General features: G+C 35.7%; 20 protein-coding genes, 1 tRNA gene and 2 pseudogenes. 12 read left to right on the plus strand and 11 right to left on the minus strand.

Annotated elements, in window-relative coordinates; translation table 11 throughout:
* Positions 1-159: 159 nt before the first annotated feature.
* On the plus strand, positions 160-2,670 hold the full coding sequence (gene mutS, locus ACE38O_RS03500; RefSeq protein ID WP_374698253.1) for a DNA mismatch repair protein MutS: 2,511 nt from the start codon (positions 160-162) through the stop codon (positions 2,668-2,670).
* A 165-nt stretch (positions 2,671-2,835) separates the two neighbouring features.
* Here mutS and ACE38O_RS03505 read toward each other — a convergent pair whose 3' ends face one another.
* The gene (locus ACE38O_RS03505; RefSeq protein WP_374698254.1) at positions 2,836-3,999 is read right to left on the minus strand and encodes a porin; all 1,164 of its coding nucleotides are present in this window, start codon (positions 3,997-3,999) and stop codon (positions 2,836-2,838) included.
* A 62-nt stretch (positions 4,000-4,061) separates the two neighbouring features.
* Positions 4,062-4,877, minus strand: coding sequence for a hypothetical protein (locus tag ACE38O_RS03510; protein ID WP_374698255.1), 816 nt, complete (start codon positions 4,875-4,877; stop codon positions 4,062-4,064).
* An 863-nt stretch (positions 4,878-5,740) separates the two neighbouring features.
* Between ACE38O_RS03510 and ACE38O_RS03515 the strand changes: the two genes are divergently transcribed.
* From ACE38O_RS03515 to ACE38O_RS03530, 4 genes are all read left to right on the plus strand, one after another.
* Positions 5,741-5,818: transfer RNA gene (locus ACE38O_RS03515), tRNA-Arg, on the plus strand.
* A gap of 82 nt (positions 5,819-5,900) precedes the next feature.
* Positions 5,901-7,019, plus strand: coding sequence for a molecular chaperone DnaJ (gene dnaJ / locus ACE38O_RS03520; protein ID WP_374698256.1), 1,119 nt, complete (start codon positions 5,901-5,903; stop codon positions 7,017-7,019).
* 217 nt (positions 7,020-7,236) lie between these two features.
* Positions 7,237-8,871 (plus strand): ribonuclease J, encoded by a 1,635-nt coding sequence (locus ACE38O_RS03525; RefSeq protein WP_374699076.1) that lies wholly within the window; start codon positions 7,237-7,239, stop codon positions 8,869-8,871.
* A 9-nt stretch (positions 8,872-8,880) separates the two neighbouring features.
* On the plus strand, positions 8,881-10,143 hold the full coding sequence (locus ACE38O_RS03530) for a protein TolB (protein ID WP_374698257.1): 1,263 nt from the start codon (positions 8,881-8,883) through the stop codon (positions 10,141-10,143).
* Here the strand turns inward: ACE38O_RS03530 and ACE38O_RS03535 are convergent.
* Together ACE38O_RS03535 and ACE38O_RS03540 are read right to left on the minus strand one after the other, a co-directional pair.
* The gene (locus tag ACE38O_RS03535; protein WP_374698258.1) at positions 10,134-10,322 is read right to left on the minus strand and encodes a hypothetical protein; all 189 of its coding nucleotides are present in this window, start codon (positions 10,320-10,322) and stop codon (positions 10,134-10,136) included. The two genes, ACE38O_RS03530 and ACE38O_RS03535, sit on opposite strands and share 10 nt — an antisense overlap.
* A gap of 239 nt (positions 10,323-10,561) precedes the next feature.
* Positions 10,562-11,650: pseudogene (locus ACE38O_RS03540) on the minus strand (IS481 family transposase).
* Positions 11,651-11,881: 231 nt separating this feature from the next.
* Between ACE38O_RS03540 and ACE38O_RS03545 the strand changes: the two are divergent.
* A complete protein-coding gene (locus tag ACE38O_RS03545) occupies positions 11,882-12,667 on the plus strand; it encodes a hypothetical protein (protein WP_374698259.1) in 786 nt (261 codons plus the stop codon).
* A 327-nt stretch (positions 12,668-12,994) separates the two neighbouring features.
* Complete coding sequence (locus tag ACE38O_RS03550) at positions 12,995-13,201, plus strand: transposase DNA-binding-containing protein (protein ID WP_374698260.1); 207 nt, start codon at positions 12,995-12,997, stop codon at positions 13,199-13,201.
* Positions 13,202-13,348: 147 nt separating this feature from the next.
* Here the strand turns inward: ACE38O_RS03550 and ACE38O_RS03555 are convergent, their stop codons facing one another.
* A complete protein-coding gene (locus ACE38O_RS03555) occupies positions 13,349-14,587 on the minus strand; it encodes an IS256-like element ISWpi15 family transposase (RefSeq protein ID WP_374698228.1) in 1,239 nt (412 codons plus the stop codon).
* Between the two features lie 301 nt (positions 14,588-14,888).
* Between ACE38O_RS03555 and ACE38O_RS03560 the strand changes: the two genes are divergently transcribed.
* The 3 genes and pseudogenes from ACE38O_RS03560 to ACE38O_RS03570 form a co-directional block, all read left to right on the plus strand.
* Positions 14,889-15,785, plus strand: a complete 897-nt coding sequence (locus ACE38O_RS03560; protein WP_374698261.1) for an Rpn family recombination-promoting nuclease/putative transposase — start codon at positions 14,889-14,891, stop codon at positions 15,783-15,785.
* A gap of 20 nt (positions 15,786-15,805) precedes the next feature.
* The gene (locus tag ACE38O_RS03565; protein WP_374698262.1) at positions 15,806-16,531 is read left to right on the plus strand and encodes a pyrimidine dimer DNA glycosylase/endonuclease V; all 726 of its coding nucleotides are present in this window, start codon (positions 15,806-15,808) and stop codon (positions 16,529-16,531) included.
* Between the two features lie 140 nt (positions 16,532-16,671).
* A pseudogene (locus ACE38O_RS03570) lies at positions 16,672-17,580 on the plus strand (IS481 family transposase); the annotation flags it as partial.
* Between the two features lie 29 nt (positions 17,581-17,609).
* On the opposite strand, the gene ACE38O_RS03575 reads toward ACE38O_RS03570, so the two are convergent.
* Positions 17,610-18,848, minus strand: coding sequence for an IS256-like element ISWpi15 family transposase (locus ACE38O_RS03575; protein WP_374698228.1), 1,239 nt, complete (start codon positions 18,846-18,848; stop codon positions 17,610-17,612).
* 208 nt (positions 18,849-19,056) lie between these two features.
* Complete coding sequence (locus tag ACE38O_RS03580) at positions 19,057-19,584, minus strand: hypothetical protein (RefSeq protein ID WP_374698263.1); 528 nt, start codon at positions 19,582-19,584, stop codon at positions 19,057-19,059.
* Positions 19,585-20,012: 428 nt separating this feature from the next.
* Between ACE38O_RS03580 and nuoF the strand changes: the two genes are divergently transcribed.
* A complete protein-coding gene (nuoF, locus tag ACE38O_RS03585) occupies positions 20,013-21,275 on the plus strand; it encodes an NADH-quinone oxidoreductase subunit NuoF (protein WP_374698264.1) in 1,263 nt (420 codons plus the stop codon).
* 29 nt (positions 21,276-21,304) lie between these two features.
* On the opposite strand, the gene infC is transcribed toward nuoF, so the two are convergent.
* Genes infC through nuoI form a run of 4 tightly spaced genes read right to left on the minus strand, consistent with a single transcriptional unit; the run spans position 21,305 to position 24,405 of the window.
* A complete protein-coding gene (infC, locus tag ACE38O_RS03590; protein ID WP_374698265.1) occupies positions 21,305-21,823 on the minus strand; it encodes a translation initiation factor IF-3 in 519 nt (172 codons plus the stop codon).
* 12 nt (positions 21,824-21,835) lie between these two features.
* Positions 21,836-23,737: a threonine--tRNA ligase gene (gene thrS, locus ACE38O_RS03595; RefSeq protein ID WP_374698266.1), complete on the minus strand. Its 1,902-nt coding sequence runs from the start codon at positions 23,735-23,737 to the stop codon at positions 21,836-21,838.
* On the minus strand, positions 23,734-23,916 hold the full coding sequence (locus tag ACE38O_RS03600; protein WP_264328416.1) for a hypothetical protein: 183 nt from the start codon (positions 23,914-23,916) through the stop codon (positions 23,734-23,736). The genes thrS and ACE38O_RS03600 overlap by 4 nt, the downstream gene beginning before the upstream one ends.
* A gap of 6 nt (positions 23,917-23,922) precedes the next feature.
* Positions 23,923-24,405, minus strand: coding sequence for an NADH-quinone oxidoreductase subunit NuoI (nuoI, locus tag ACE38O_RS03605; RefSeq protein WP_038199316.1), 483 nt, complete (start codon positions 24,403-24,405; stop codon positions 23,923-23,925).
* Positions 24,406-24,617: 212 nt separating this feature from the next.
* Between nuoI and mnmE the strand changes: the two genes are divergently transcribed.
* A complete protein-coding gene (mnmE, locus tag ACE38O_RS03610; protein WP_374698267.1) occupies positions 24,618-25,946 on the plus strand; it encodes a tRNA uridine-5-carboxymethylaminomethyl(34) synthesis GTPase MnmE in 1,329 nt (442 codons plus the stop codon).
* Positions 25,947-25,963: the final 17 nt, after the last annotated feature.

Here is a 25,963-nt window from a genome sequence, read left to right on the forward strand (position 1 = left end):
TACAAGGAGGGTGTCATCCAAGTGTCCTGACTACTTGGATCCAGGAAATTTAATTGTTTTAAATTTTCCTCTCTATACACCTATTTAAATTTTATGTATGTGCAATATAATCTATAATAACGTTGAATTTATTATCAATACAGTATATTAAAAAATATTATGAGCTTCGTAAGAGAAAAAAACACCCCTGTGATGGAACAATATTTGAACCTGAAAGCTCAATACAAGGATCATCTGCTATTTTATAGGCTAGGAGATTTTTATGAGTTGTTTTTCGATGATGCTATTAAAGCTGCGAAATTACTGAATATAGTGCTAACCAAGAGGGGCAATTCAAATGGGCAAGAAATACCAATGTGTGGAGTGCCAGCACACAGTAGCGAATCTTACCTACACAAGCTAATAGATTTAGGATTCAAAGTAGCAATCTGTGACCAATTAGAAACTGCTGATGAAGCAAAAAAGAGGGGCTATAAATCCATAGTAAAACGTGATGTAGTACGAGTTGTAACTCCAGGTACAATTATAGAAGATTCGCTACTGGAGGATAAAAGCAATAATTATCTCGCATCCATAGTTGAACAAAATGACGAATATGCTATTAGTTGGCTTGAATTATCAACGGGAAAATTTTTTCACACTTTAACGAATTTGAAAGCTCTAGATAGTGATTTATTGCGTATATCACCAAGAGAATTATTAATTTCTGAAAAATTCACTGAGGACGAAAAAATTAGATCGATTTTAAAAAATTATAAAATATCAATTACACAACACGCACAGAGTTTTTTTGAGTATAGTAAATCTCACAGAACGTTATGCGAGTTTTATAAAATCAGGGAACTTGGGAGTATAGGAAATTTCAGCAAAGTAGAAATCATGGCGTGCGGTGCGCTGCTTGAATATGTCAGAGTAACACAAAGGGACTCCATTCCAAGGCTTGAATTCCCAAAAACCTATAAGCAACAAAATTTCATGCTTATTGATGCTTCAGCAAGGAGAAATCTTGAGTTATTCTCAACTCAATTTGGTGAAAAGAAAGGTTCACTAATTTCAGTTATTGATCACACAGTTACAGCCTCTGGTGGACGCCTGCTCAAACAAATGCTCGCTTCACCACTTGCTTGCTCCAAGGCAATCAATTTGAGGCTCAGCACCGCTCAATTTTTTGTAAATAATCATGAGCCACGCAGAAAAATACGAGAGATATTATCTAACATTCCGGATATTGAGAGGTCTTTATCGCGCTTAATACTAGGACGTGGTTCACCAAAGGATATGAACCTATTAAAAATAGGCCTAGGAAAAACTTTAGAGTTATCTGAGTTTCTGTCTACCTTGCATAATTATTGTTTAAGTGAAAAACCAGCAATTAACTCTCAGATGTCATTCCAGTGCTTGACCAGACAAAAGGAACCAGTGTTTACTACTCAGGTGATAAGTAGTGACGAGAGTGAACTAAGCACAATACATAAAAGTCTTGGTAATCATAAAGACCTGTTTGAGCTTTTAGATAGTGCTGTGCTTAATAACAACCTTAGTTCCTTAAAAGAAGGAGGGTTTATCAATCCAAAATATAACCAGGAACTATCTGAGTTATCCTACATACTAAATAATAGTAATAAACTGATAACCAAACTCCGTGAGTCTTATCGCGACCTAACTGGCATTGCCGCACTCAAAATATTACACAACAATATACTTGGTTATTACGTTGAAGTGTCAGCAAATCACAAAATAACTTCGGACATATTTATTCATAGACAAAGCTTAGCAAATAGCATGCGCTACACTACTAATGAATTGAAAGAACTAGAAAATAAAATTCTTACGGCACGTGATGCTGCAATCGGCTTAGAAGTGAAAATTTTTAGTGAACTGTGTAGTGAAGTCGCTAAAGAATCTGAAAAAATTGCTCTTGCTGCAAATGCTTTGGCAAAACTTGATATTAGAGCCACGTTTGCGGAGCTTGCAGTGCAAAATAATTACGTAAAACCCATTATCGATGACAGTAAAGAGTTCAATATCTGTAGTGGAAGACATCCAGTGGTTGAAGTTAACGATAAATTCATTGCAAATAGCATCAATTTAGCTGGTATACATCTAATTACTGGTCCTAATATGGCTGGAAAAAGCACTTTCTTGAGGCAAAACGCTCTCATTGCAGTTTTAGCTCACATGGGGTCATTTGTGCCAGCAGAGAGTGCGCATATTGGAGTGATTGATAAGATATTTAGCAGGGTTGGTGCAACAGATAATATAACAGCTGGTTATTCTACCTTCATGGTAGAGATGATCGAAACAGCAACGATAGTAAATCAGGCAACAGATCGTTCCTTGGTGATACTTGATGAAATTGGTAGGGGCACAGGAGTGTATGATGGATTATCTATTGCACAGGCAGTGATTGAACATATTCACAATGTAAATAAGTGCCGCGCCATTTTTGCAACTCATTATCATGAATTAACTAAAGTAAGCAAATACTTGAAGAACGTGAAATGTTTTTGTGTAAAAATAAGAGAGTGGAACGGAGAGGTTATCTTTCTACATGAAGTAATTGAAGGCATTGCAGATGAGTCATATGGAATACATGTAGCAAAACTTGCTGGTTTTCCTGATTCTGTTTTAAATAGAGCAAGTGAAGTATTTGAGGAGCTAAAGGCTTAAGAGGAAATTCTGACCTTACCCAGAAAAAGTGGAGAGAACCCTATGATATTATTTTTTGTAACATTGTTATACACGTCATGATAAGGGGGCTGGCAAAATGTGTCAAGTAAGTTTTTCGTTTCTATGTTATCCGCTACTTGGATGACAGGAGGCAATGTAACCTCATTAAAAACTTAATTTCAGTCCAGTCAAAAGCACATAACCAGAGTTGCTATTTTCTACTTCAGGCTCTTTGGTACTAAATTTTACAATATCGAAATAGTATGAAGTGCCCATAAAAAATGGATATTCAAGGCTTAAAGCATATGATGTTAACTCGTTTGCTGCAATATCCCTACCACTATTGAAATATGTTAAGCTCAATTTACGAGAATCAGAATGGTAAGCAATACCTGCATTCATATAATACGTATTATTTATTTCAGGATTACGCTTCTCACCAGATTTACCGCCATTACCATACGAAAAAATGCAATCAAGATCGAACAATTTTAGCTTCAAACCAAAATTCCAGTGCAGTAATTGATTACGACATTCATAATTTTTAGAAGTTCCATCTGAGCAATCAGTTAAATTTTCTCTTGCAAATTCACCAGTTAAGGCAGTAGTAAAATTTATATCGTCTGATAGGCCATTTTTATAGGAAAGGCCAGCAGCAATTAAATTGCTGTACTGTAAGTTATTTTTTCCTGGGACATAACTGAACCCGAGTTGAAAGTTATAGATTTTAGGGGAGATGTAGTTAATTGATGATTGTTTTAACCCTAGTTCGAGTCCATTATAATTACTGTAAATGTTGGGTTTTACCCAAAATACCTTGTCTTTATCATATCCAGGGCCATTATCTCTGTTTTCGTTACCACGCAAATTTGCATAGTTTGTCCAATGATCATTTACTCCTCCAGCAGCTGTATAAATTTTTGAAGTGTTAATTAACATGCTCTGACTAACTAAACTTCTTTTACCATATTCAATTGATCCAAGCACCTGATTTTTAATGATGAAATACCATTCCTCCATGTCTAACTTTTCTATGTCTAACGCTTTTAGGTTTGCAATACCAGAAACTCCTGCCTTAACATTAAACCCCATTTGAGTATTTGGATAAACTTGCTGTAAATAAAGAAAGCGCAAGTATGAATAACTTGAAGTTTTATCCTTAGCCTTAGCATTGAAAGAACCTCTGTTGAAGGCATAGCCGAATCTCAAATCTATTTTTCCGTCTAGTTCTACATAAAATATTTCCTTATCCAAAATTGTTCTAGAGCTAGCACTACTCTGCAAAAATAATGATGAAAGCAGTGCTACCAGGTAGTACCTTAACTTCATAAATAAACTTAAATTTTTATAAAAATTTAAGTTTAAACTCAATATAAATAAAAAACAACTTTTCAGAAGGAGCCGCTGGTAGATTTTGCTGCCCGTTTTTGAGCTATATTCCCATAAATTATTGATACACTTGGTAATTTTCGCTTTAATAACTGCTTATTAATGGCAGAATGTATACGATTAATTATTTTAGACGTACTTTTTACATCGCAGTTAATCAAAACAAAAAGCACTTTATTCTCATCAATATACCCTAGAAAATCATCACTACGGCAATTTTTATAAAAATGTTCTATGATAACTTTCAGTGCATCATTTGTCTCACTACAGCTACTATTTAAGCCAATCACTCCTATAGCTGCATTAATTTGATGTTGAAAGGCAAAATTTAATATAACGTATAACTCTAGAATAGTAGACTCATTGTTTGGTATATCGAATAAGTCATGGTTTTTATATTTTTTACCCATTAGATATTCATCTCTAAAGATTCCTAATTTATGAGACAAGCTGATATCACGTATCAATAGCTCATAATTTATTTTATTACTAGCAAATTGTGCAGTGCGGAAAACTTTTACTTTTGTCTTTATATCTTCTCCCTTAGCATCAGTTAAGGAAAAACCTATCACTTTAGGTAATACATCAAGTAAATCGTATCCATTTTCGGTATACTCTAAATAATTCTTCATGTCGTCAGCTGCTCTTGCACTTAAAATATTGATTAACGGCTTATTAAGTAAATTCCCTTCCTCGTATTTTAACAAATTCCTTGCGGCTTGATTGAGCCCTAAAATTAATACGTTTTTTTTCTTATTATCCTGACAAACAGATACCACAGCATCATCTTTCCTTCTTGCAGTTATGAAATCATCCATACTTTTATTCTATACAGCATATTTATAAGTATAATAAGATTATATTAAAATTTACTTACTTATTAATATGCTTGATTAGATATAGATAAAATGTCACACGGGATGGCTTTGTTAGCTATTTTAGGCGGTAATAAATGGATAGTCAAGCAAAATTACATTTGTAACTTTGCTTGACTTATCCGTTTTTTTTATATCTTTATTACAATCATAACTTCTAGCTCTGAGTTATACCCCTTTGTTACATTGTATTAGATGGAAGTAGAACAAATCACGTTTAGTTGTTCTGAAAGATCTACTATAGCTAACTGAAAAAAGGTTACCCCAGAAGGGATAAAAAGGTATAAAATGGCTTTAGATAAGGTAGAATGATACCAAAGTGAGAATCTGAGGGGACGTGTTTTGAAAGTAGGTAGCTTGTGCTGTTTACCCAGTCTTACCAGTGTGGGGTTTAGCTATCCTTGGCGTTAATTCTCTCGTATGCTTTGCTGGTGGTTTAGCTTTTCATATGAAGCATGAGAAAGAATCAGACAATATTGAGGAGGCTGAAGCAGCAGTTAGGAATTATGCCTCCTTACTCTCTTCCAAGCGCTCCTCCTTATAGTGAATTTAATAATTCTAATGCGGAACAGCAGTTTGAGAATTGTGAGGGGTTCTAAACCCATAACTATACGAACATTGCAATTTCAGATCCCAGTGCCTTGACTACAAATGTTCGTATAGTTGTGAGCTTGACCATAAAATGATTCTTAAGAAAACAAATGCAATTTTTTGCAGGTTTCACGTATGATAAAAATTAACAGTTTTATTTTTAGCCAAATTAATTGAATCAAGCTACAAAACCTGCTAAAGTTAACTTTATAAAAGCACCCTTAGCTCAGTTGGATTAGAGCATTTGACTACGGATCAAAAGGTCGGGCGTTCAAGTCGCTCAGGGTGCACCACATTTTATAGGAAACAGAAGTCACACTTGAAATTAATATATGCAATACCTATTTTTAAAAGTTAAACACTAAACTATTATATATGAGCAAAAAAGACTACTATGATCTACTGGAAGTAGGAAGAAATGCCAGTATTGATGAGATAAAAAAAGCGTATAAAAAATTAGCGTTAAAATATCATCCTGATAGAAATCCTGGCAATCAAGAAGCAGAGGAAAAATTTAAAGAAGTAACAGCTGCATATGAAGTTCTATCTGACTCTGAGAAAAGGGCAAGCTATGACCGTTATGGCCACGAAGGTGCTTCTGGTGGGTTTCAAGGCTTTAGCTCTGCAGGAGATTTTAGCGACATATTCAATGACTTCTTTGGTGGAGGATTCGGTGGTGGTGCAAGTAGATCAAGAGCAAAGAGGAGCACAACAGGAGTGTCTGGAGCAGACCTACGTTATGATCTTGAAATTACCTTAGAAGATGCATTTAAAGGAATACAAGCGCCTATACATTATGTGACAAATGTAAAATGTGACACATGCCAAGGCACAGGTAGCGAAGGAGCAATTAAACCAGTTCAGTGCCCCACATGCCAGGGAAGCGGTAGGATTAGAACTCAACAAGGCTTTTTTACCATCGAAAGAACATGTACTACATGCTATGGGGAAGGAGAAATAATACAAAATAAATGTAAGAAATGTGGTGGAAGTGGACGTAGAAGAGATGAAGTAAATATATCCGTTTCAATTCCAAAAGGCATAGAAGAAGGAGCTAAGGTAAGGATAAGTGGTAAAGGAGAAACTGGAACAAGAGGTGGAGAAAGTGGAGATTTATACGTATACGTGAAAATAATTTCCCATAAAATCTTTGCTAGAAATAAAGCAGATTTACACTGTAAAGTGCCTATAAGAATGACACTAGCAGTGCTTGGTGGCGAAATCGATGTCCAATCAATTGATGGAGCTAAAATAAAAGTAAAGGTCCCTGAAGGCACTCAAACTGGTACCAAACTACGTTGTAGGGAAAAGGGTATGCCATATATGAACTCACATGTTCGTGGTGATTTATATGTACAGGTAATAGTTGAGACTTTAAATCCAAAAAATTTAACTAAAAAGCAAATTGAACTATTAAAAGCACTTGAAGAAGAGGAAAATGCAAGTGTACAACAGCAATCTGAAGGGTTTTTTAGTAAAGTAAAAAAAAAATAAGAAATCTGCTAAATGACATGAAGGAGTAACTGTTTACGGGTTTTCATTTAATCCTGCAATTCTTTGACCTTATTAATGGAAAACTTAACAATAGTGTTGATATCAACATTATTAGCCAACAGAAACTTCTTAGTTCCTTAAAATTATGTAAAAGCAATAAATTTCTTTATTTAAGGTCGAAGTTTTGCTATTCTCAGGTTTTAATAATTTAAATTTAATGAATATAAACAAAAATGAGTTTTTATTTCTTCCGCTTGGGGGAGTAGGAAGAATCGGGATGAATGTTAGCCTATATCATTATCAAGGTAAGTGGATTATGATCGACCTTGGTGTTGGTTTTGCAGATGAAACTATGCCAGGTGTTGAGCTGCTCATTGCTGATGTAGATTTTATTGCTCAAAGAAAAAAAGATTTGCTTGGAATAATAATTACACATGCACATGAGGACCACTGCGGTGCAGTGCCCCACTTGTGGGAAGAGTTGCAGTGCCCCATATATACAACAAAGTTTACGGTTAATTTTCTTAAGGAGAAACTAAAGGAGTTTCGATTAGAAGGTACAGTACCTGTGAAAGAGGTGGACATAAATGGCAGCACAAATTTGGGTCCTTTTACCGTCGAGTTTATAAATATAACTCATTCAATTCCTGAGGCAAATTCAATATTAATTAGCACTGAAATGGGTAGTGCACTCCATACCGGAGACTGGAAATTTGATCCAAAACCTGTTGTTGGATTAATTTCTAATATAGAGCGTCTAAAAGAAATTGGCGATAAAGGTGACCTGCTTGCAGCAATTTGCGATTCAACCAATATATTAAGCAAGCATCACCCTGAGTCAGAAGGTGAAATTTATAATAACATTTATAACATAATAAAGCGGTCTAAAAAATTAGTTGCTGTTTCGCTATTTGCTTCAAATGTGGCACGAATTGAAACGATAAGCCAAGCTGCAAAAGCACTAAATAGAAAAGTAGTTTTACTTGGTAGATCTTTATGGAGAATAGTGAAAGTTGCGCAAGATAGTGGTTATTTAACTGATTCTCCTCAGTTTCTTGAAGTAAAGGAAGCAGTAAATTTTCCAAGGGAAAAACTGGTGCTACTTTGCACAGGTTGTCAAGGTGAGCCACTGGCAGCAACTTCAAGGCTTGCTAATAAGAGTCATCAAGCATTTAAAATGCAGCAAGGTGATACCATGATCTTTTCGTCAAAAATCATTCCTGGAAATGAAACTCGTGCGCACAACATGCTCAATGCCTTTATTGAGATGGGGGTAGAAGTTGTTACTGAAAAAACAGAGCATGTTCATGCTTCTGGGCATCCAACAAGAGAAGAGTTAAAGGAAATGTATTCTTTAATAAAACCGAAGATGTCTATTCCAGTTCACGGCGAATATATTCACACGCATGCACATGTAAAATTTGCTAAAGAGTGCGGTGTGGCAAAAGCAATAATGATTGCACCAGGTGATATTGTTAATTTGGAGAACGGAGAAAAAGTTGATTCAATCAGTGTTGACTACTTTGGTATTGATGGTATGCTGCTACGTCATCCGGAGAGCGGTGTTATAAAAATGCGTAAAAGAATGAGAGATGCCGGAGTTATTGTGGTAACAGCAGTTGTAAACAAGAAAAATAAATTGCTTACTAAACCGAAAGTATTTGTACCTGGTGTTTTTGAAGTGCTAGAAGATGCAGCTATTATACAGAAAATTGTCAAGAAAGTTGAGTCGTTGTTTAGTTTGCAGCCAACAAAAAAAATTAAAAATAAGATTGAAAGTTCAATATTGAGTATCTTAAAGGAATATTTACTAAAAAGACCTATAATTGAAGTACAGATAGAACAGGTATGAAATGAAAGAATGAAGTTATTCGTTCAATTAATATTGCTTGTTTCGTTATTTATTCCTTATTTTACAAAAGCTGCTTTATATGTTGATATAAAAAAAAGCAGTGTTGGTAACATTAGTCTTGTTGTATCTAAATGTACATGTAAAACAGCGCTGGAAAGCGAATTAAGCGAAAATATTGCAAAGGTAATAGGAACAAATTTATCTAATTGTGACTTATTTAATGTAAAACGTGGCGCGGAAGCTGAATTTAAATCTTGGAAAAGCGATACTGTAGTCACAGTAAGTTTAAGCGAAGTATCTGGTAGTGCATTAGAGCTATCATTTCGTTTATTTGACACTTTTACAAAAAGAGAATTACTTACTCAGTCAGTTGTTTTTCCAGCAAAAGACTGGAGAAAAATTGGTCACCTCGTTTCGGATGTGATACATGATAGATTGATTGGTGAGAAAGGGCACTTCAACACAAAAATCACGTATATTGCTGAAGAAAAAGATAGCAATTATAAATCCGTACGTAAAATTGCTGTGATGAATCAAGATGGAAGTAATATAAAATACTTAACAAATGGCGATAGATTTGTGTCAACACCGAGATTCTCACCAAATGGAAAGGGTATTGTTTATATCTCATACGCAAATGGTAAAAGTTATATAGTATTAAAAAATTTAAAAGACCACACTGAATCAATAATCAGCGCATTTGAAGGAGTTATTTCTGCACCAAGATTTTCTCCTGATGGTAAATCTCTTTTAATTTCCCACTCATTGGGTGGTGAAACGAATATATTATCTTTGGATTTAAGTAGTAAACGGACAAAAAAAATTACTAAAGGTTCAGCTATAAGCACTTCTCCCTCTTTTTCTCCAGATCAAAAGTATATGGTTTTTAGTTCCGATATGAGTGGAAGTCAGCAGCTGTATGTTATCGATTTTACTAACAAAAGTAAAAAACCTAAAAGAATTAGTTTTGGAAGTGGAAGATATGCTACGCCTGTTTGGTCGCCAAAAGGAGATCTGATAGCTTTCACAAAGATTCAGTCAGGAAAATTTTACATAGGAGTTATGAAGCCAGATGGCAAAGAAGAACGTCTACTTTCAGAAGGGCATAAAATTGAATCTCCGGCATGGCTACCAAATGGTAGAGAAATCATTTTCACAAGAACAGAATCACCAAGCAACTCTAAACTATATTTAGTAGACTTAGTAAAGAAAAATCAAAAAATGGTTTCCACTCCCACAAATGCTTCTTTACCGGATTGGTCTTATTCTTGAACTACTGAGCTGCATGCTCCACAGCATTGATTTATTGCCACATTAACAAGATATCCCGCTACACCACCTACTATAGTACCAGCGATTCCTGACAACACACCAGTTGCAATTACTCCAATAGCAGCAATTTCAGGTATAATTCCCATTGTAGCCAGTGTGTCTCCTATAGCGCCAAACAATAATGCTGAGCTTATAATTATCCAGCTCCTCCCTGAAGATTGTATAAAGCTAGTAATTTATAGACTCTTCTGAAAGAATTATCTTATTTTAGATCAAAATTTCCCAAAAAATAAATGTAACAAACAAGTTTAAATGGTGCTATATTGGGCCTTAACTTGATGCGTATGGTTTACTTAACACTCCCGGTTAAAATAATTACTTAGCTGTAAAAGACAAGATTTAATGTGACAGACAAGAATTAACTGACAGAAGAATTGAGGTAGTCAAAACTAATATCAGGCTCTTGTTTAATGCTACTAATGTTTTTCTGAAAAGCAATATATTTACTATCAAAAAACGTTTGCATAGGTGTTTTGCCATAGCAATACTTACCCGAGTGAGGCCTTGTCTCATTATAAGAACGCAACCAATAATCAACATCAATCTGTAGATCTTCCAAAGAATTGTAGATTTTCTTTCTAAAGATAATATTGTAACACTCATCTTGCATGGTTCTATGAAATCTTTCACATATGCCATTGGTTTGTGGAGAGTTGGCTTTGGTTCTAGAATGATCGATATTTTCGATTCCCAAATATAACTGATAAGCGTGATTTTCTGGCTTGCCACAATACTCTGTACCCCTATCAGTTAGAATGCGTAATAATGGAATTTTCTGCTCATCAAAAAATGGAATAACTCTATCGTTGAGGAGGTCTGCAGCTGTAATAGCTGTTCTGTCCGTGTAAAGTTTAACCATTGCAACTCTCGAATAAGTATCAACAAAAGTCTGCTGATAAATTAGCCCTATACCTTTGATATTGCCCACATAATAGGTATCTTGAGAACCCAAATAACCTGGATGTTGTGTCTCAATTTCACCATGAGCTTCCCTTTGTTCTTTAACTTTTTCTAAAGCTGTAAGTTGTTCTTCAGTTAAAATGATTCCTTCTTAAGCTACTTTTGTCTCTAGCGCTTTAAGTCTCTTTTTGAGAGTTTCAAGGTCATTTCTTAGCCATACAGACCTTACTCCTCCCTGAGAAATTATTATACCTCTTTTTCTCAGTTCATTTGCAGCTCTTTCTTGCCCATATGCTGGAAATTCTGTTGCTATACCAATCACTGCTCTTTCTATATCGTCGGAAACTCTGTTCGCTAATAGCGGTTTTTTCTTACTTATTTCATGTAATGCTTCCTCTCCTCCATTTTCATATAACTCCTTAAACCGATAAAATGTATCTCTTGAGTATCCCATCACTTTGCATGCTTGAGATACATTTCCTAGTTGTTTTGCTAGCTCTAATAACCCTAGCTTTGGTTTTAGTATTTTTGTTTGTATTGTACTCATTTCTAACACTCCTTTCTTTTATTATTTTATAACTTACTTATTTTAAGTGTCAGATCAAGTACTATTTAATACAGTTGAATTGTATGAGAGATATTATGATCCTGCTGCTTTTGACAGCTTCACTGTAGTTTTAACTAGTGCTGAAGTTGTAAACGCTTTTCATTAATGTTAATTTAATTTTTTCATATACAATGGTAACTGGTGAGAATTTTAACTAAATTAAAAAAAATCATGAGCGACGAAAACCTTTTTGAGGAAGACGATGGTAATATTGAAGAAAATAACGATGATAAAAGAGAGAAAAGTTTAGAAAATGAAAATCAGCAAAATCAAGAAGAACAACACAAAGAGGAAGATAAGCAATACATAATACAGTATATTCAAGACTATTTAAAAGTTTTTGAGGATATTCTAAATCAGATCGACGAAGGAATTGATAATTCGGATAGTTACGAAAGGACTATGCAAATAAAGCGAAGCATAGACAGGCTCATAGAGACTTTATATAGTCAGGCTGCGTCTGAAGATATTGATGCAGAATTTGAAACCACAAAGCATACTCGCGATAAATCAGAATCTATGAAAAGGGTTAGAGAGAAAAGAAGGAAGCAAGTGATAGAAGAAGTATTAAGTAGCATGTTTGCCCAGCAACAAAAGGAGCTAATGAACGCTAAACACTTAAGTCATGGACATGAAACAGCACATGATGATGAAGCAAAGAAACGAGTGAAGTCTTCAATCAGGGGAGTGTTGTTTTCAGTGATTGCTCATAGAATGGATCCAAGAAAGAGGGCAGGAGAAACTGCTGACGATAATGAAAAGCAGGCCCATATATATGGCAGGGAAGCAGTTGGTGGAGCTTTAGGTGCATTGTTAAAAACGTTTTTAACAGCAGTTACTGCCGTTGTGCGCGAAATTGCTAAGCCACTTCAGCATATCAGCAAACAGGAAATATCTTTTGCAAAACAAGTTGAAGAAAGCAGAAACGCAGATTCACAAAAAGGTCGATCTGTGTAGACTTTTCCTTGTAATAATCTTTCGATTCTACTGTCTGTTAATTCATAATTAGGGTTATATAGCTAACTGAAAAAAGGTTACCCCAGAAGGGATAAAAAGGTATAAAATGGCTTTAGATAAGGTAGAATGATGCCAAAGTGAGGATCTGAGGGAACGTATTTTGAAAGTAGTAGACGAGAAAAAAATGACTATGGAGAAGATAAGCAAGAGAAAAGATAATTGAAAAATTTGGCAATATGTGCAAAGACAAAGATACTCTCCGGATTTAAATCCTCACTTTTACCCACAAATGTAAAAAGTGAGTAAGCTAAATAATTTAGGATCAAAATGATAGAAACAAGTACAAGCGTGCAATATACAGATGGCTTAGGGGATAAATGGCTGGAAAGAGAGTTAAAACACATTAATTTGGGAGATATAAGGCTTAATAAAAGACTTATAAAAACAAGTTATTGCATAGAGGGTAAGGCATCTGGTTCAATTAATCAAAGCTGTAGTGGGTGGAAAGAAGCTAAGGGTGCATATAAGCAATGAAAAGCTTGAAGATAAGGAAATTTATTCTTCCCATTATAAAGAAACTAAGGAAAGAATAAAAGGAAACCAGTTAGTCTTTTCAGTTCAAGATACAAGTTATTTGGATTTTGACTGGGAGTGTTAAATAAACTGTGTCAAACCGCATTTTTAGTTCAACTCAATTTTCAATCTGCCAGGAAAGAAAACATCAAGTTGAGAGATAGTTAATGCCCAATCATGTACAGGCATCGTCCACTTTTCCTCTGCCTTCTTTATAGCACAATATACCTGCTTATACAAGGCATTTATGCTGGTAAATGAGCCTTTGGTCTTAGTGAATTTCCTAATTTGCCTATGTAGCCCCTCTATGGGATTGGTGGTGTAGATTATCCTCCTAACTGGACCAGAATACTTAAAATAACCAGACAAGTTTTCCCAATTATTCTGCCAAGATTTTATAACCATAGGGTACTTTGTGCCCCATTTTTCATCCAATTCCAACAGATAATTCTCGGTAATTTCCTTGCTTGAAGCTTGATATACCTTCTTTAAATCGCTCAAAAAACTCTTCGCATCTTTACTGGCCACATACTTCAGTGAGTTGCGTATCTGATGCACTATACACATCTGCACTTCCGCATTAGGAAAGACACTGTTTATAGCTGCAGGAAAGCTTTTCAGCCCATCAACGCAGGCAATAAGGATATCTTCTACTCCTCTTTCTTTGAGGTCATTTAGCACTCCCAACCAGAAGTTAGCTCCTTCACTTTCAGCCAAATAAAAACCTAATACTTCTTTTTTGCCATTTTGATCTATGCCTAATATGTTATACATGCATTTACTTACGCAATGCCCGTCCTCTTTGACTTTAAAAAACATGCCATCCATGAAAACTATCGGATATACAGACTGCAGCGGGCGACTACGCCATTCGTTGATTACTGGTAGCAATTTGTCAGTAATACTTGATATCTCTGCCGCCGATATTTTGTGATCATAAATTTCCTCAACATGTGACACTATATCTCTATAGCCCATACCACTGGCAAATGTGCTCAAAATCTTCGTTTCAAGCTCTGGATGTAAGTTTGTTTGCCTTTTTTTGACTATTTGTGGTTCGAAACTTCCTTCCCTATCTCTTGGCGTCAAAAGCTCAAATGACCCTGCGCTTGTACGTAAAGTCTTTGCATTCCTCCCATTTCTTCGATTATTCTCTTCGCTTTCAGCCGACAAGTGGTTTTCTATTTCACCTTCCAGGCTTACCTCCAGCAACTTTTTTATAAACGGTGTTAATGCTCCATCTCTTCCTGTCAACGGTCTTCCTTCTCGTATAGACGACAGGATATTTGTTTCTAATTCTTTATAATCTACCAAACCGGTAGTTCTGTTTACTACTTTCTGACTCATTGTCAAACCTCCATTTTTTTATATCAATTTATTACTTTTTTTTCGGTTTGACACAGTTTATTTAACACTCCCTTTTGACTCTCATATAAAGACCAAGAGACTAGGCAGTATTTCTAAAGCTTATACAAAGCATAAAATGGGTTTACTGTTGCATAGGACCTCTAAGGTGCGTAGTAGCATTCTAAAGCCATCTATGGGAGACATTTTTTTCATCAACGCATTCAAAACTTAAAAAAATAAAAAACTTGAACATTTCTTCAGAATTGTGTATAATTGTTAATGCTTTTTAGGTTTTTTTCTCATGGCTCTTTCTAAATTTCTTGATGCGCGCAATGATTATGCCTTCAAAAGAATATTTGGCACTGAGAAGAATAAAGATATCCTCATTCATTTCTTGAACGATATTTTAGGCTTTACCGGCTTGGCTGCAATTCAGGACGTTGAATTTCTAGCTACTATTTTAGATCCTGAGATTGCCGCTAAAAAGCAGAGTATTGTCGATGTTCTTTGTAAGGACTCTCAAGGCTCCAGGTACATAATAGAGATGCAGTTCACTAAAACCAAAGGCTTCGAAAAGCGTGCTCAGTATTATGCTGCTAAAGCCTACTCAAGTCAAGCTGACCAGGGAGATGAATATCATAACCTCAAAGAAATTATCTTTATTGCTGTTGCTGATTGTATTATTTTTCCAAACAAGACTGAGTACAGATCAAATCATACTATTCGGGATGAGAATACCAATGAACATGACTTAAAGGATTTCTATTTCGTATTCATTGAACTACCAAAATTTACAAAGACGAAAGAAGACCAACTAGAAAATATAGTTGAAAAGTGGTGTTATTTTTTTCGATATGCAGCAGAAACAAGGGAAGAGGATCTAGATAAAATAGTTGGTAGTGATGCAATAATAAAACGAGCTTATGAAGAGATGAATAAGTTTAATTGGTCAGAAGAAGAATTACTAGCATATGAGCAAAGAAAAAAACGTCTAATGGATGAAATAGCTGCTTTCGCTCAAAAATTTGATGAAGGTGTTAAGGTTGGGGAAGAAAAAGGCATCCTAATCGGTCATAAAAAAGGCAGAAAAGAAAGGGAAATTGAAGTCGCAAAGAATCTACTTAAAGCAGGTGTTTCTATTGATATTATAGCTCAAACTACTGGTCTTACAGTTAATGAAGTCAAAGACTTAAGCTAATTCTATCTTTGGGTGTCTAGATGAACATCTTTATACTAGATGAAAATCCAGCAATTGCGGCTCAAATGTTATGTGATAAGCATATAGTAAAAATGCCATTAGAAACTGCTCAATTATTGAGTAATGTTTTTTCAACAGCATTGAAAGTGCCAAATCCTTTTGTCAGTATCATAAATCAGAATATAGAAGTCCCATATAAACTGACTCACAACAATCATCCTTGTTCTTTGTGGGCTAGGCAATCGAAAGGGAATTTTTGTTGGTTGATAGAGTACGGAAGAGAATTATGTAAAGAGTACACTTGGCGATACAAAAGAAAGCATAAATCAGAGGAAGTAATAAATTGGTGTGATAGTAATAAGGATTTACTCATTTTTCGATCAACTGATATGCAAGCTTTTATACAAGCACTGCCGGATCAGTATAGATGCAGCAGTGCTGTGGAAGCTTATAGGAGATATTATCTCAAGGAAAAGATGAGATTTGCTAAGTGGGAAAATGGCAGAGGAGCACCAGATTGGATAATCTGCTACGTAATACCACAGCTAATACAGCTCATAAATAGAGAAGCCATCCAAATCGGACATGAAAAAGGCATCCTAATCGGCGAAGAAAAAGATGAAATGAAAGCTAAAATAGCAGTGGCAAAAAATTCACTTAAGGCCGTTGTCTCTATAGATGTTATAGCTGAAATCACCGGACTTTCCCTTGACGAAATCAAACAACTTCAGGAAGAAATTGTCTGACATGATCTTTTTAGCTGCTTGTTCACTGTTAGATCCTTTAGTAAGTCATTTTCTTGCCATTTGAATGTGTATTAAATAGGACTTGATCTGACACTTAAAATAAGTAAGTTATAAAATAATAAAAGAAAGGAGTGTTAGAAATGAGTACAATACAAACAAAAATACTAAAACCAAAGCTAGGGTTATTAGAGCTAGCAAAACAACTAGGAAATGTATCTCAAGCATGCAAAGTGATGGGATACTCAAGAGATACATTTTATCGGTTTAAGGAGTTATATGAAAATGGAGGAGAGGAAGCATTACATGAAATAAGTAAGAAAAAACCGCTATTAGCGAACAGAGTTTCCGACGATATAGAAAGAGCAGTGATTGGTATAGCAACAGAATTTCCAGCATATGGGCAAGAAAGAGCTGCAAATGAACTGAGAAAAAGAGGTATAATAATTTCTCAGGGAGGAGTAAGGTCTGTATGGCTAAGAAATGACCTTGAAACTCTCAAAAAGAGACTTAAAGCGCTAGAGACAAAAGTAGCTTAAGAAGGAATCATTTTAACTGAAGAACAACTTACAGCTTTAGAAAAAGTTAAAGAACAAAGGGAAGCTCATGGTGAAATTGAGACACAACATCCAGGTTATTTGGGTTCTCAAGATACCTATTATGTGGGCAATATCAAAGGTATAGGGCTAATTTATCAGCAGACTTTTGTTGATACTTATTCGAGAGTTGCAATGGTTAAACTTTACACGGACAGAACAGCTATTACAGCTGCAGACCTCCTCAACGATAGAGTTATTCCATTTTTTGATGAGCAGAAAATTCCATTATTACGCATTCTAACTGATAGGGGTACAGAGTATTGTGGCAAGCCAGAAAATCACGCTTATCAGTTATATTTGGGAATCGAAAATATCGATCATTCTAGAACCAAAGCCAACTCTCCACAAACCAATGGCATATGTGAAAGATTTCATAGAACCATGCAAGATGAGTGTTACAATATTATCTTTAGAAAGAAAATCTACAATTCTTTGGAAGATCTACAGAGGGAGTGTTAAATAAACTGTGTCAAACCGCATTTTTAGTTCAACTCAATTTTCAATCTGCCAGGAAAGAAAACATCAAGTTGAGAGATAGTTAATGCCCAATCATGTACAGGCATCGTCCACTTTTCCTCTGCCTTCTTTATAGCACAATATACCTGCTTATACAAGGCATTTATGCTGGTAAATGAGCCTTTGGTCTTAGTGAATTTCCTAATTTGCCTATGTAGCCCCTCTATGGGATTGGTGGTGTAGATTATCCTCCTAACTGGACCAGAATACTTAAAATAACCAGACAAGTTTTCCCAATTATTCTGCCAAGATTTTATAACCATAGGGTACTTTGTGCCCCATTTTTCATCCAATTCCAACAGATAATTCTCGGTAATTTCCTTGCTTGAAGCTTGATATACCTTCTTTAAATCGCTCAAAAAACTCTTCGCATCTTTACTGGCCACATACTTCAGTGAGTTGCGTATCTGATGCACTATACACATCTGCACTTCCGCATTAGGAAAGACACTGTTTATAGCTGCAGGAAAGCTTTTCAGCCCATCAACGCAGGCAATAAGGATATCTTCTACTCCTCTTTCTTTGAGGTCATTTAGCACTCCCAACCAGAAGTTAGCTCCTTCACTTTCAGCCAAATAAAAACCTAATACTTCTTTTTTGCCATTTTGATCTATGCCTAATATGTTATACATGCATTTACTTACGCAATGCCCGTCCTCTTTGACTTTAAAAAACATGCCATCCATGAAAACTATCGGATATACAGACTGCAGCGGGCGACTACGCCATTCGTTGATTACTGGTAGCAATTTGTCAGTAATACTTGATATCTCTGCCGCCGATATTTTGTGATCATAAATTTCCTCAACATGTGACACTATATCTCTATAGCCCATACCACTGGCAAATGTGCTCAAAATCTTCGTTTCAAGCTCTGGATGTAAGTTTGTTTGCCTTTTTTTGACTATTTGTGGTTCGAAACTTCCTTCCCTATCTCTTGGCGTCAAAAGCTCAAATGACCCTGCGCTTGTACGTAAAGTCTTTGCATTCCTCCCATTTCTTCGATTATTCTCTTCGCTTTCAGCCGACAAGTGGTTTTCTATTTCACCTTCCAGGCTTACCTCCAGCAACTTTTTTATAAACGGTGTTAATGCTCCATCTCTTCCTGTCAACGGTCTTCCTTCTCGTATAGACGACAGGATATTTGTTTCTAATTCTTTATAATCTACCAAACCGGTAGTTCTGTTTACTACTTTCTGACTCATTGTCAAACCTCCATTTTTTTATATCAATTTATTACTTTTTTTTCGGTTTGACACAGTTTATTTAACACTCCCTGCAAACGTTTTTTGATAGTAAATATATTGCTTTTCAGAAAAACATTAGTAGCATTAAACAAGAGCCTGATATTAGTTTTGACTACCTCAATTCTTCTGTCAGTTAATTCTTGTCTGTCACATTAAATCTTGTCTTTTACACTTCAGCATAGGTGAATGGGGTGTAAGTCATTTCCTTGCCATTTGAATGTTTTATCGTTATTCTTTTTTTGACAATCTCTTTCAAGATACCATTTTCCTCAGAGGTTTTTAACACTGCTCTCATAATGTCATTGTCTCTACGTGATATAGCATCTGTAAGTATTGTATGAGTTTCTTCCCGACCATCTGAATGTTTTGTGGTCATCTCTTCATTCAGAACTTCCTTTAATAGTTTTTGTTTTTTGGCTTCTTCTAAAAGATCTTTTACAGCTTGATTATTTTTATGACTTATAGCATAATGTAGTAGTGACAACGTCTCCTCTCTACCATGATACTCGTAAGTTATTTTTGCTAAAAGAATCGTGCTTGCGTTATAGCTGGACTTTTTGAATATTCCATTTTTGAACTTTTCGGCAACACCTTCTCCTTCTTCTATTTTTCTTGCTAGTTTTTGTATATTCTTTCTATCTTTATTTGTTAACTCATATATGTCACATACTAATGTCAGTTTTGACTTTTTCATAATGTTTTTCCCCTATTAAGATTTATTGATTTAGTTGTAGTAGTTGCAGTTGCTCACTCCATAGCTTCGGTATCTTCAATAAGCTATGTTTTATTGTTTAAAGTATCTTCGGCTTTGTTGCATATGTAGATGGCAAATTCGAAGATAGGCAGAATTTTAAGTTAAGCAAAGTAAGATTGAAGGAAGCTATAAAAATTAGAAAACTTGGTTGAAATTAGTAACGACAAAAAATCTTTTATTGACTCAATTCTATTTTATTCTACAAATTTGCTTTAATTTTTCTTGTAAGTTCTCAACTGGGTGTGTATCCTTACGTGAGTAAAGATTGATAAAATGCATTCTATATCGCTAATTTTGTCAAATTGACAAGCAAGCGTGAGAGGAGTTTTTTTTTAGTGTTACTCCTTCACTCACAAATTTTGAAAAACATGCTAAAAGAACAAGACAAAATATTCACCAACCTAAATGGTAAAGGAACTCCACTACTTGAGGGTGCAAAAAAACGTGGTAGTTGGCAAAAAACAAAAGAATTGCTAGATTTAGGATCAGAAAAAATCATTGATGAAGTAAAGAAATCTGGCTTAAGAGGTCGAGGGGGTGCAGGATTTTCTACCGGCCTTAAATGGAGCTTTATACCTAAAAATCCTTCAAAAGAACAACCAACATATTTAGTAGTCAATGCAGATGAGTCAGAGCCTGGTACGTGTAAAGATAGAGATATATTACGATATGAGCCACATAAGTTACTTGAGGGAATTCTCTTAGCCGGCAGAGCGATTAACGCATCAGTTGCTTATATTTATATCAGGGGTGAGTTTTATAATGAATATTTAGTTCTAAAAAAGGCACTTGAGGAAGCCTATAAAGAAAACTTAATTGGAAAAAATGCCTGCAAATCAGGTTATGATCTTGATGTGTTTATCCATAGGGGTGCAGGAGCTTACATATGTGGGGAAGAAACAGCTCAACTCGAATCAATTGAAGGAAAAAAGGGCTTTCCTCGCATGAAACCTCCATTTCCCGCAGGTGTTGGACTTTTTGGCTGTCCAACCACAATAAACAACGTTGAAACTATAGCCATGGTTCCAGATATTCTAAATCGCGGAGGAGAATGGTTTGCATCTCTTGGTAAACCAAATAATACTGGTACTAAGATTTTTTGTATTTCAGGACATGTAAACAACCCGTGTAATGTTGAAGAAGAGCTCAGAATTCCACTACGTGAATTGATTGAAAAATACGCAGGTGGAGTGCGAGGGGGTTGGGATAATTTACTTGCTGTAATACCTGGTGGGTCTTCAGTGCCATTAATTCCAAAATCTATATGCGATACTATTGAAATGGATTTTGATTCATTAAGAACCGCACAATCAGGGCTTGGTACTGCTGCTGTAATAGTGATGGATAAATCAACTGATATAATAGCTGCAATAGAGAGGTTATCACACTTTTACATGCACGAGTCCTGTGGGCAATGCACACCATGCCGTGAAGGTACTGGATGGATGTGGAGAATTATGAAGAGGATGGTGACAGGAGATATTAAGCCTGATGAAATAAATAAGCTGCTTGACCTTACAACTCAAATAGAAGGACATACAATTTGCGCGCTTGGCGATGCTGCGGCTTGGCCGATTCAAGGATTAATCAGACATTTTCGCCATGTAATCGAAGAGAGGGTAATAATTTAAACTCTACTTATACTTCTTAAGCCGTTTTGCTACTTAGCAACCAGAGTTAAAAAATATTGATTTCCTTCTCTTTTAGGTGCTAATTCTACCTTTGCGATATCTTCAGTGTCTCTAATTAGCCGTTCTAATTTTTCCAGTCCAACTTCAGTGTTTATAAGCTCTCTCCCTCTAAATCTCATTGTAACTTTAATTTTATGTCCATGCACAAGAAAATCCATTGTTTGACGCAATTTTGTTTCGTAGTCGTGATCACCAATATTGGGACCCAGTTTAACTTCTTTTATAGTTAATGCTTTTTGTTTCTTTTTTGCTTCACTTGCCTTCTTTTTTGCATCATATTTTTGTCTGCTGTAATCCAGAACTTTACATACTGGAGGAGTTGAATCAGGTGCAATTTCCACCAAGTCTAAACCGACATTCTGAGCAGATGCCAAAGCTTGTTCTATTGGCACAATTCCGACCATTTCACCATTATGATCAACTAAGCGTACCTCCTTAGCTGTGATGAGTTCATTAATTCTATTTTTATTGTTCTTTTTTATTTGCAAACTTTAACTCCCTTAACTTAAATTAATACTTTCTAATAGCAATTTAGCAGCTTTTTCATAAGAAAAAGACTCCTGTTTTTCCGATCCTAAATTTCTCACCGACACAGCCTTACTTGTAACTTCATTTTTGCCTATAATCCATAATATAGGAACCCTGTTTGAACTATGCAAACGTATCTTATAACTAATTTTTTCATTGGTCAAATCAGTCTTGACTCTCACACCTTGTTCTTTTAAAACGTTGCTGATTTCTGTGGCGTAACCGTCAGCTTCATTTGTAATGGTCAGAATAGCAAGTTGCGTTGGAGCAAGCCAAACTGGAAATTTTCCTGCATAATTTTCTATTAAAATTCCAATAAAACGCTCAAAAGTCCCAAGAATTGCCCTATGTAACATGACAGGGTGATGCTTGTGCCCATCTGCTCCTATATAAAAAGCTTCAAGCCGCTCCGGTAAAATAAAATCAACTTGCAACGTTCCGCATTGCCAATTTCTTCCTATTGCATCTTTCAAAACAAACTCTAACTTTGGACCATAAAATGCACCTTCGCCAGGGCTCAATTCATAATTCAAACCCGCTTCTTTAACGGCTCCAAGCAGCGCTTTTTCAGCTCTATCCCACATTTCATCATTCCCTGCCCTAATATCTGGACGGTCTGAAAATTTCACAGAAATTTCATTGAACCCAAGCTCTGAATATACTTCTTTTAAAAGGTCGCAAAACTTTACAGTCTCAGAATTAACTTGTTCCTCCATACAAAAAATGTGTGCATCGTCTTGCGTAAAACCACGCACTCGCATCAGTCCGTGCAATGAACCTGAGCTTTCATTCCTATGGCACGTACCAAATTCTGCCATACGCATTGGTAGATCACGATAGCTCCTGGTGTGAGAGTTAAAAATCTGCACATGACAAGGGCAATTCATGGGTTTTATTGCTAGCTTTTTACTTTCAGATTCATCAATGATAAACATATTTTCACGAAACTTATCCCAATGACCTGATTTCTCCCATAGCTCCTTGCTTACTAAAATGGGGGTTTTTACCTCAAAATAACCATTATTTATTAATTTCTTTCTGATGTAAGACTCAAGAACGTTATATAAAATATATCCTTGTTCATGCCAAAAAATTTGTCCCACAGCTTCCTCTTGAATATGGAACAAGTCCATATCCTTGGCAATTTTGCGGTGGTCGCGTTTCTCTGCTTCCTCCAGACGTTCAAGATAAGTATTTAATTCATCCTTATTTCTCCATGCGGTGCCATATATTCGCTGCAACATTGGGCCCTTAGAATCACCACGCCAGTATGCTCCTGCAACTTTCATAAGCTTAAACGCTTTAACTCTGCCAGTTGAAGGAGAATGTGGACCGCGGCACAAGTCAACAAAATCGCCTTGCCTGTAAACAGTTAGGTTTTCACTTTCTGGTATGGAGGAAATAATTTCAACCTTATATTTTTCGTCTATACCACTAAAGAAATCTATTGCCTGCTTACGAGTCCAAACTTCTCGAACAAATCTGTGGTTACTTTTTATAATTTCCTTCATTTTTTTTTCTATTGCAGCAAGATCGTCCGTGGTAAAGGCACGACCTGTAGCAAAATCATAGTAGAAACCATCTTGAATTGTTGGCCCGATAGTAACCTGAATATTAGGAAAGAGTTCTTTCACTGCCTGGGCCATTATATGAGCAGCATCATGCCTTATTACATCTAAACCTGCTTCGTCACTCAGTTGTATCACCTCTATCTCTGCATCAGATTCAATTTCACGTGAGAGATCATACAACTCACCGTTTACTTTCAATGCAACTGCTTCTTTCAAAGCATCCGGTTGTAATATATCAAAGCCAGTGACTCTACCACTGTATTCTTTTACTTTTTGTTCGGTTGAAAAGGTAACTTTTATCATTCATCAGACCTTTTGTCATCCCAGTGCGTGACACTGGGATCCATGTTTCTTTTTTTTCTAGATTCCAGCGTCACGCGCTGGAATGACACCAAAAGGTGAGCTACTGATCTTTCACTTAAATAACAGTTGTACAAAAGATCTATTACATACTTGCTGTAAGAAATTTTAATTGTTGACATACCTAGTTAATAATACGGTCTATTCTTTTTTAACCTGAGTGCAATTGCGTCTTCCCAAACTTCACCATTACGCAATAACTTTTCTTTATTGTACATTAGCTCCTCTCTTGTTTCAGTAGCAAATTCGAAGTTAGGACCCTCCACAATTGCATCAACTGGACATGCCTCTTGGCAAAGTCCGCAGTATATGCATTTTGTCATATCGATATCATAGCGCGTGGTGCGACGACTACCGTCTTCTCTTTCCTCTGCTTCAATAACTATTGCTTGAGCAGGGCAGATAACTTCGCATAATTTACAAGCTATGCATCGCTCTTCACCGTTTGGATACCTACGCAACGCATGCTCACCACGAAACCTTGGACTTAAAGGGCCCTTCTCCATAGGATACCTCAAAGTAACCTTTGGCTTAAACATATATTTTAATGTAATAACAAACCCTTTAATTAACTCTACAAAAGACCAATACCAAGCTAATTTCTTGAGCATAAAATATTTAAAACCTATGTTGATAATTATAAATCATATTATCAGTTTTCAAAATAAATATTTTCACCTGAGTGACCTTTACAGTTTTTTCATATAATATGCTCATCAATATGATAGTGTTGTATTACTATAAATTGACAAGATAGATAAAAATTTTGGATATTTTCAAATTAGGTATTTTGGTTTCTTAAATTGCTAAGTAGTTTATATAAATGACAAACACAAATGAAACTATTTTCGCTTTATCGACCGTATTGGGTAAGTCAGGAGTTGCAGTAATCAGAATTTCAGGCAACTACGCGCTTAAAGCTTTAAATCATTTTCATATTAAGAAAGAAATTAAACCAAGATTTGCTACTTTAGTTGATCTATATGATGATTCCAATCAATTGATAGATAATGGAATCATCATTTATTTCCCTGCTCCAAATAGTTTCACTGGCGAGGACGTTATAGAGTTACAAGTGCATGGAAGCAAGGCAGTCATAAAAATCATCTTGGAGGAATTATCAAAAATTTTCGTTATGGCCAGGCCTGGAGAATTTTCACTTAAGGCTTTTCTAAATGGTAAATTCGACTTGACGCAAGTAGAAGGGATTGCAGACTTAATTGATGCTGAGACGAAAATGCAAGCTAAACAAGCGATTAAGCAGATATCGGGAGAATTGGAGAGACTATACAGCAATTGGAGGCAAAGATTAATAACGATACAATCCAAAATCGAAGCATATATAGACTTTCCAGAGGACATTTGGGCAGAAAAAAGTGAATTGAAAAAAATTAATAATGAAGTGCAAGCTCTCGTGCAGTTGATACAAGAGCATTTAAATGATAATAGACGGGGCGAAAGGTTGCGTGAGGGTTTACATATTGTAATAACTGGTGAACCAAATGTCGGTAAATCAACTCTGTTTAATTTCTTAGCCAAGCGTGATATTGCTATTGTTTCTGAATATGCAGGCACAACAAGAGACGTGCTTGAAGCTCATATTGACATTGGCGGATACCCTATCATTCTCTCTGATACTGCTGGAATTCGTGAAAGTTCAGATCCAATAGAATCAGAAGGCATAAGTCGAGCAAAAAAGAGGTCTTGTGAAGCTGATTTAAGAATAGAACTATTTCCTTTTGAACAACGTTATAATATCAATTGCAACGTTGTAAATAGCGATACTATTTATGTATTGAGCAAAGCTGACGATGCAATTAATGACAGAAATATACTGATTGGCGGTGTAGATTTTCTACCTATTTCTATTTTAAAGGGAATAGGTACAAACAAGTTGATCTCTCTCATAAAAAAGAAGGCAGAGGAAAAATTTGGGCATGATAGAGACACTCCTGTGATTACTCGGCAAAGACATAGGAATCACATGCAGAAAGCACTGGAACATTTACAACGTTTTAATATCGATAATCCAATTGAGTTGATATCTGAAGATTTGAGGCTTGCTGCATTTGAACTTGGTGCAGTGATTGGGGTTATTAATGTTGAGGAAATATTAGATAGCGTGTTTAGCAACTTTTGCGTGGGCAAGTAAAGCTTTTATAGATTGCT

Source organism: Wolbachia endosymbiont (group B) of Limnophora tigrina (assembly GCF_964263235.1).
Taxonomy (GTDB): Bacteria; Pseudomonadota; Alphaproteobacteria; order Rickettsiales; family Anaplasmataceae; genus Wolbachia.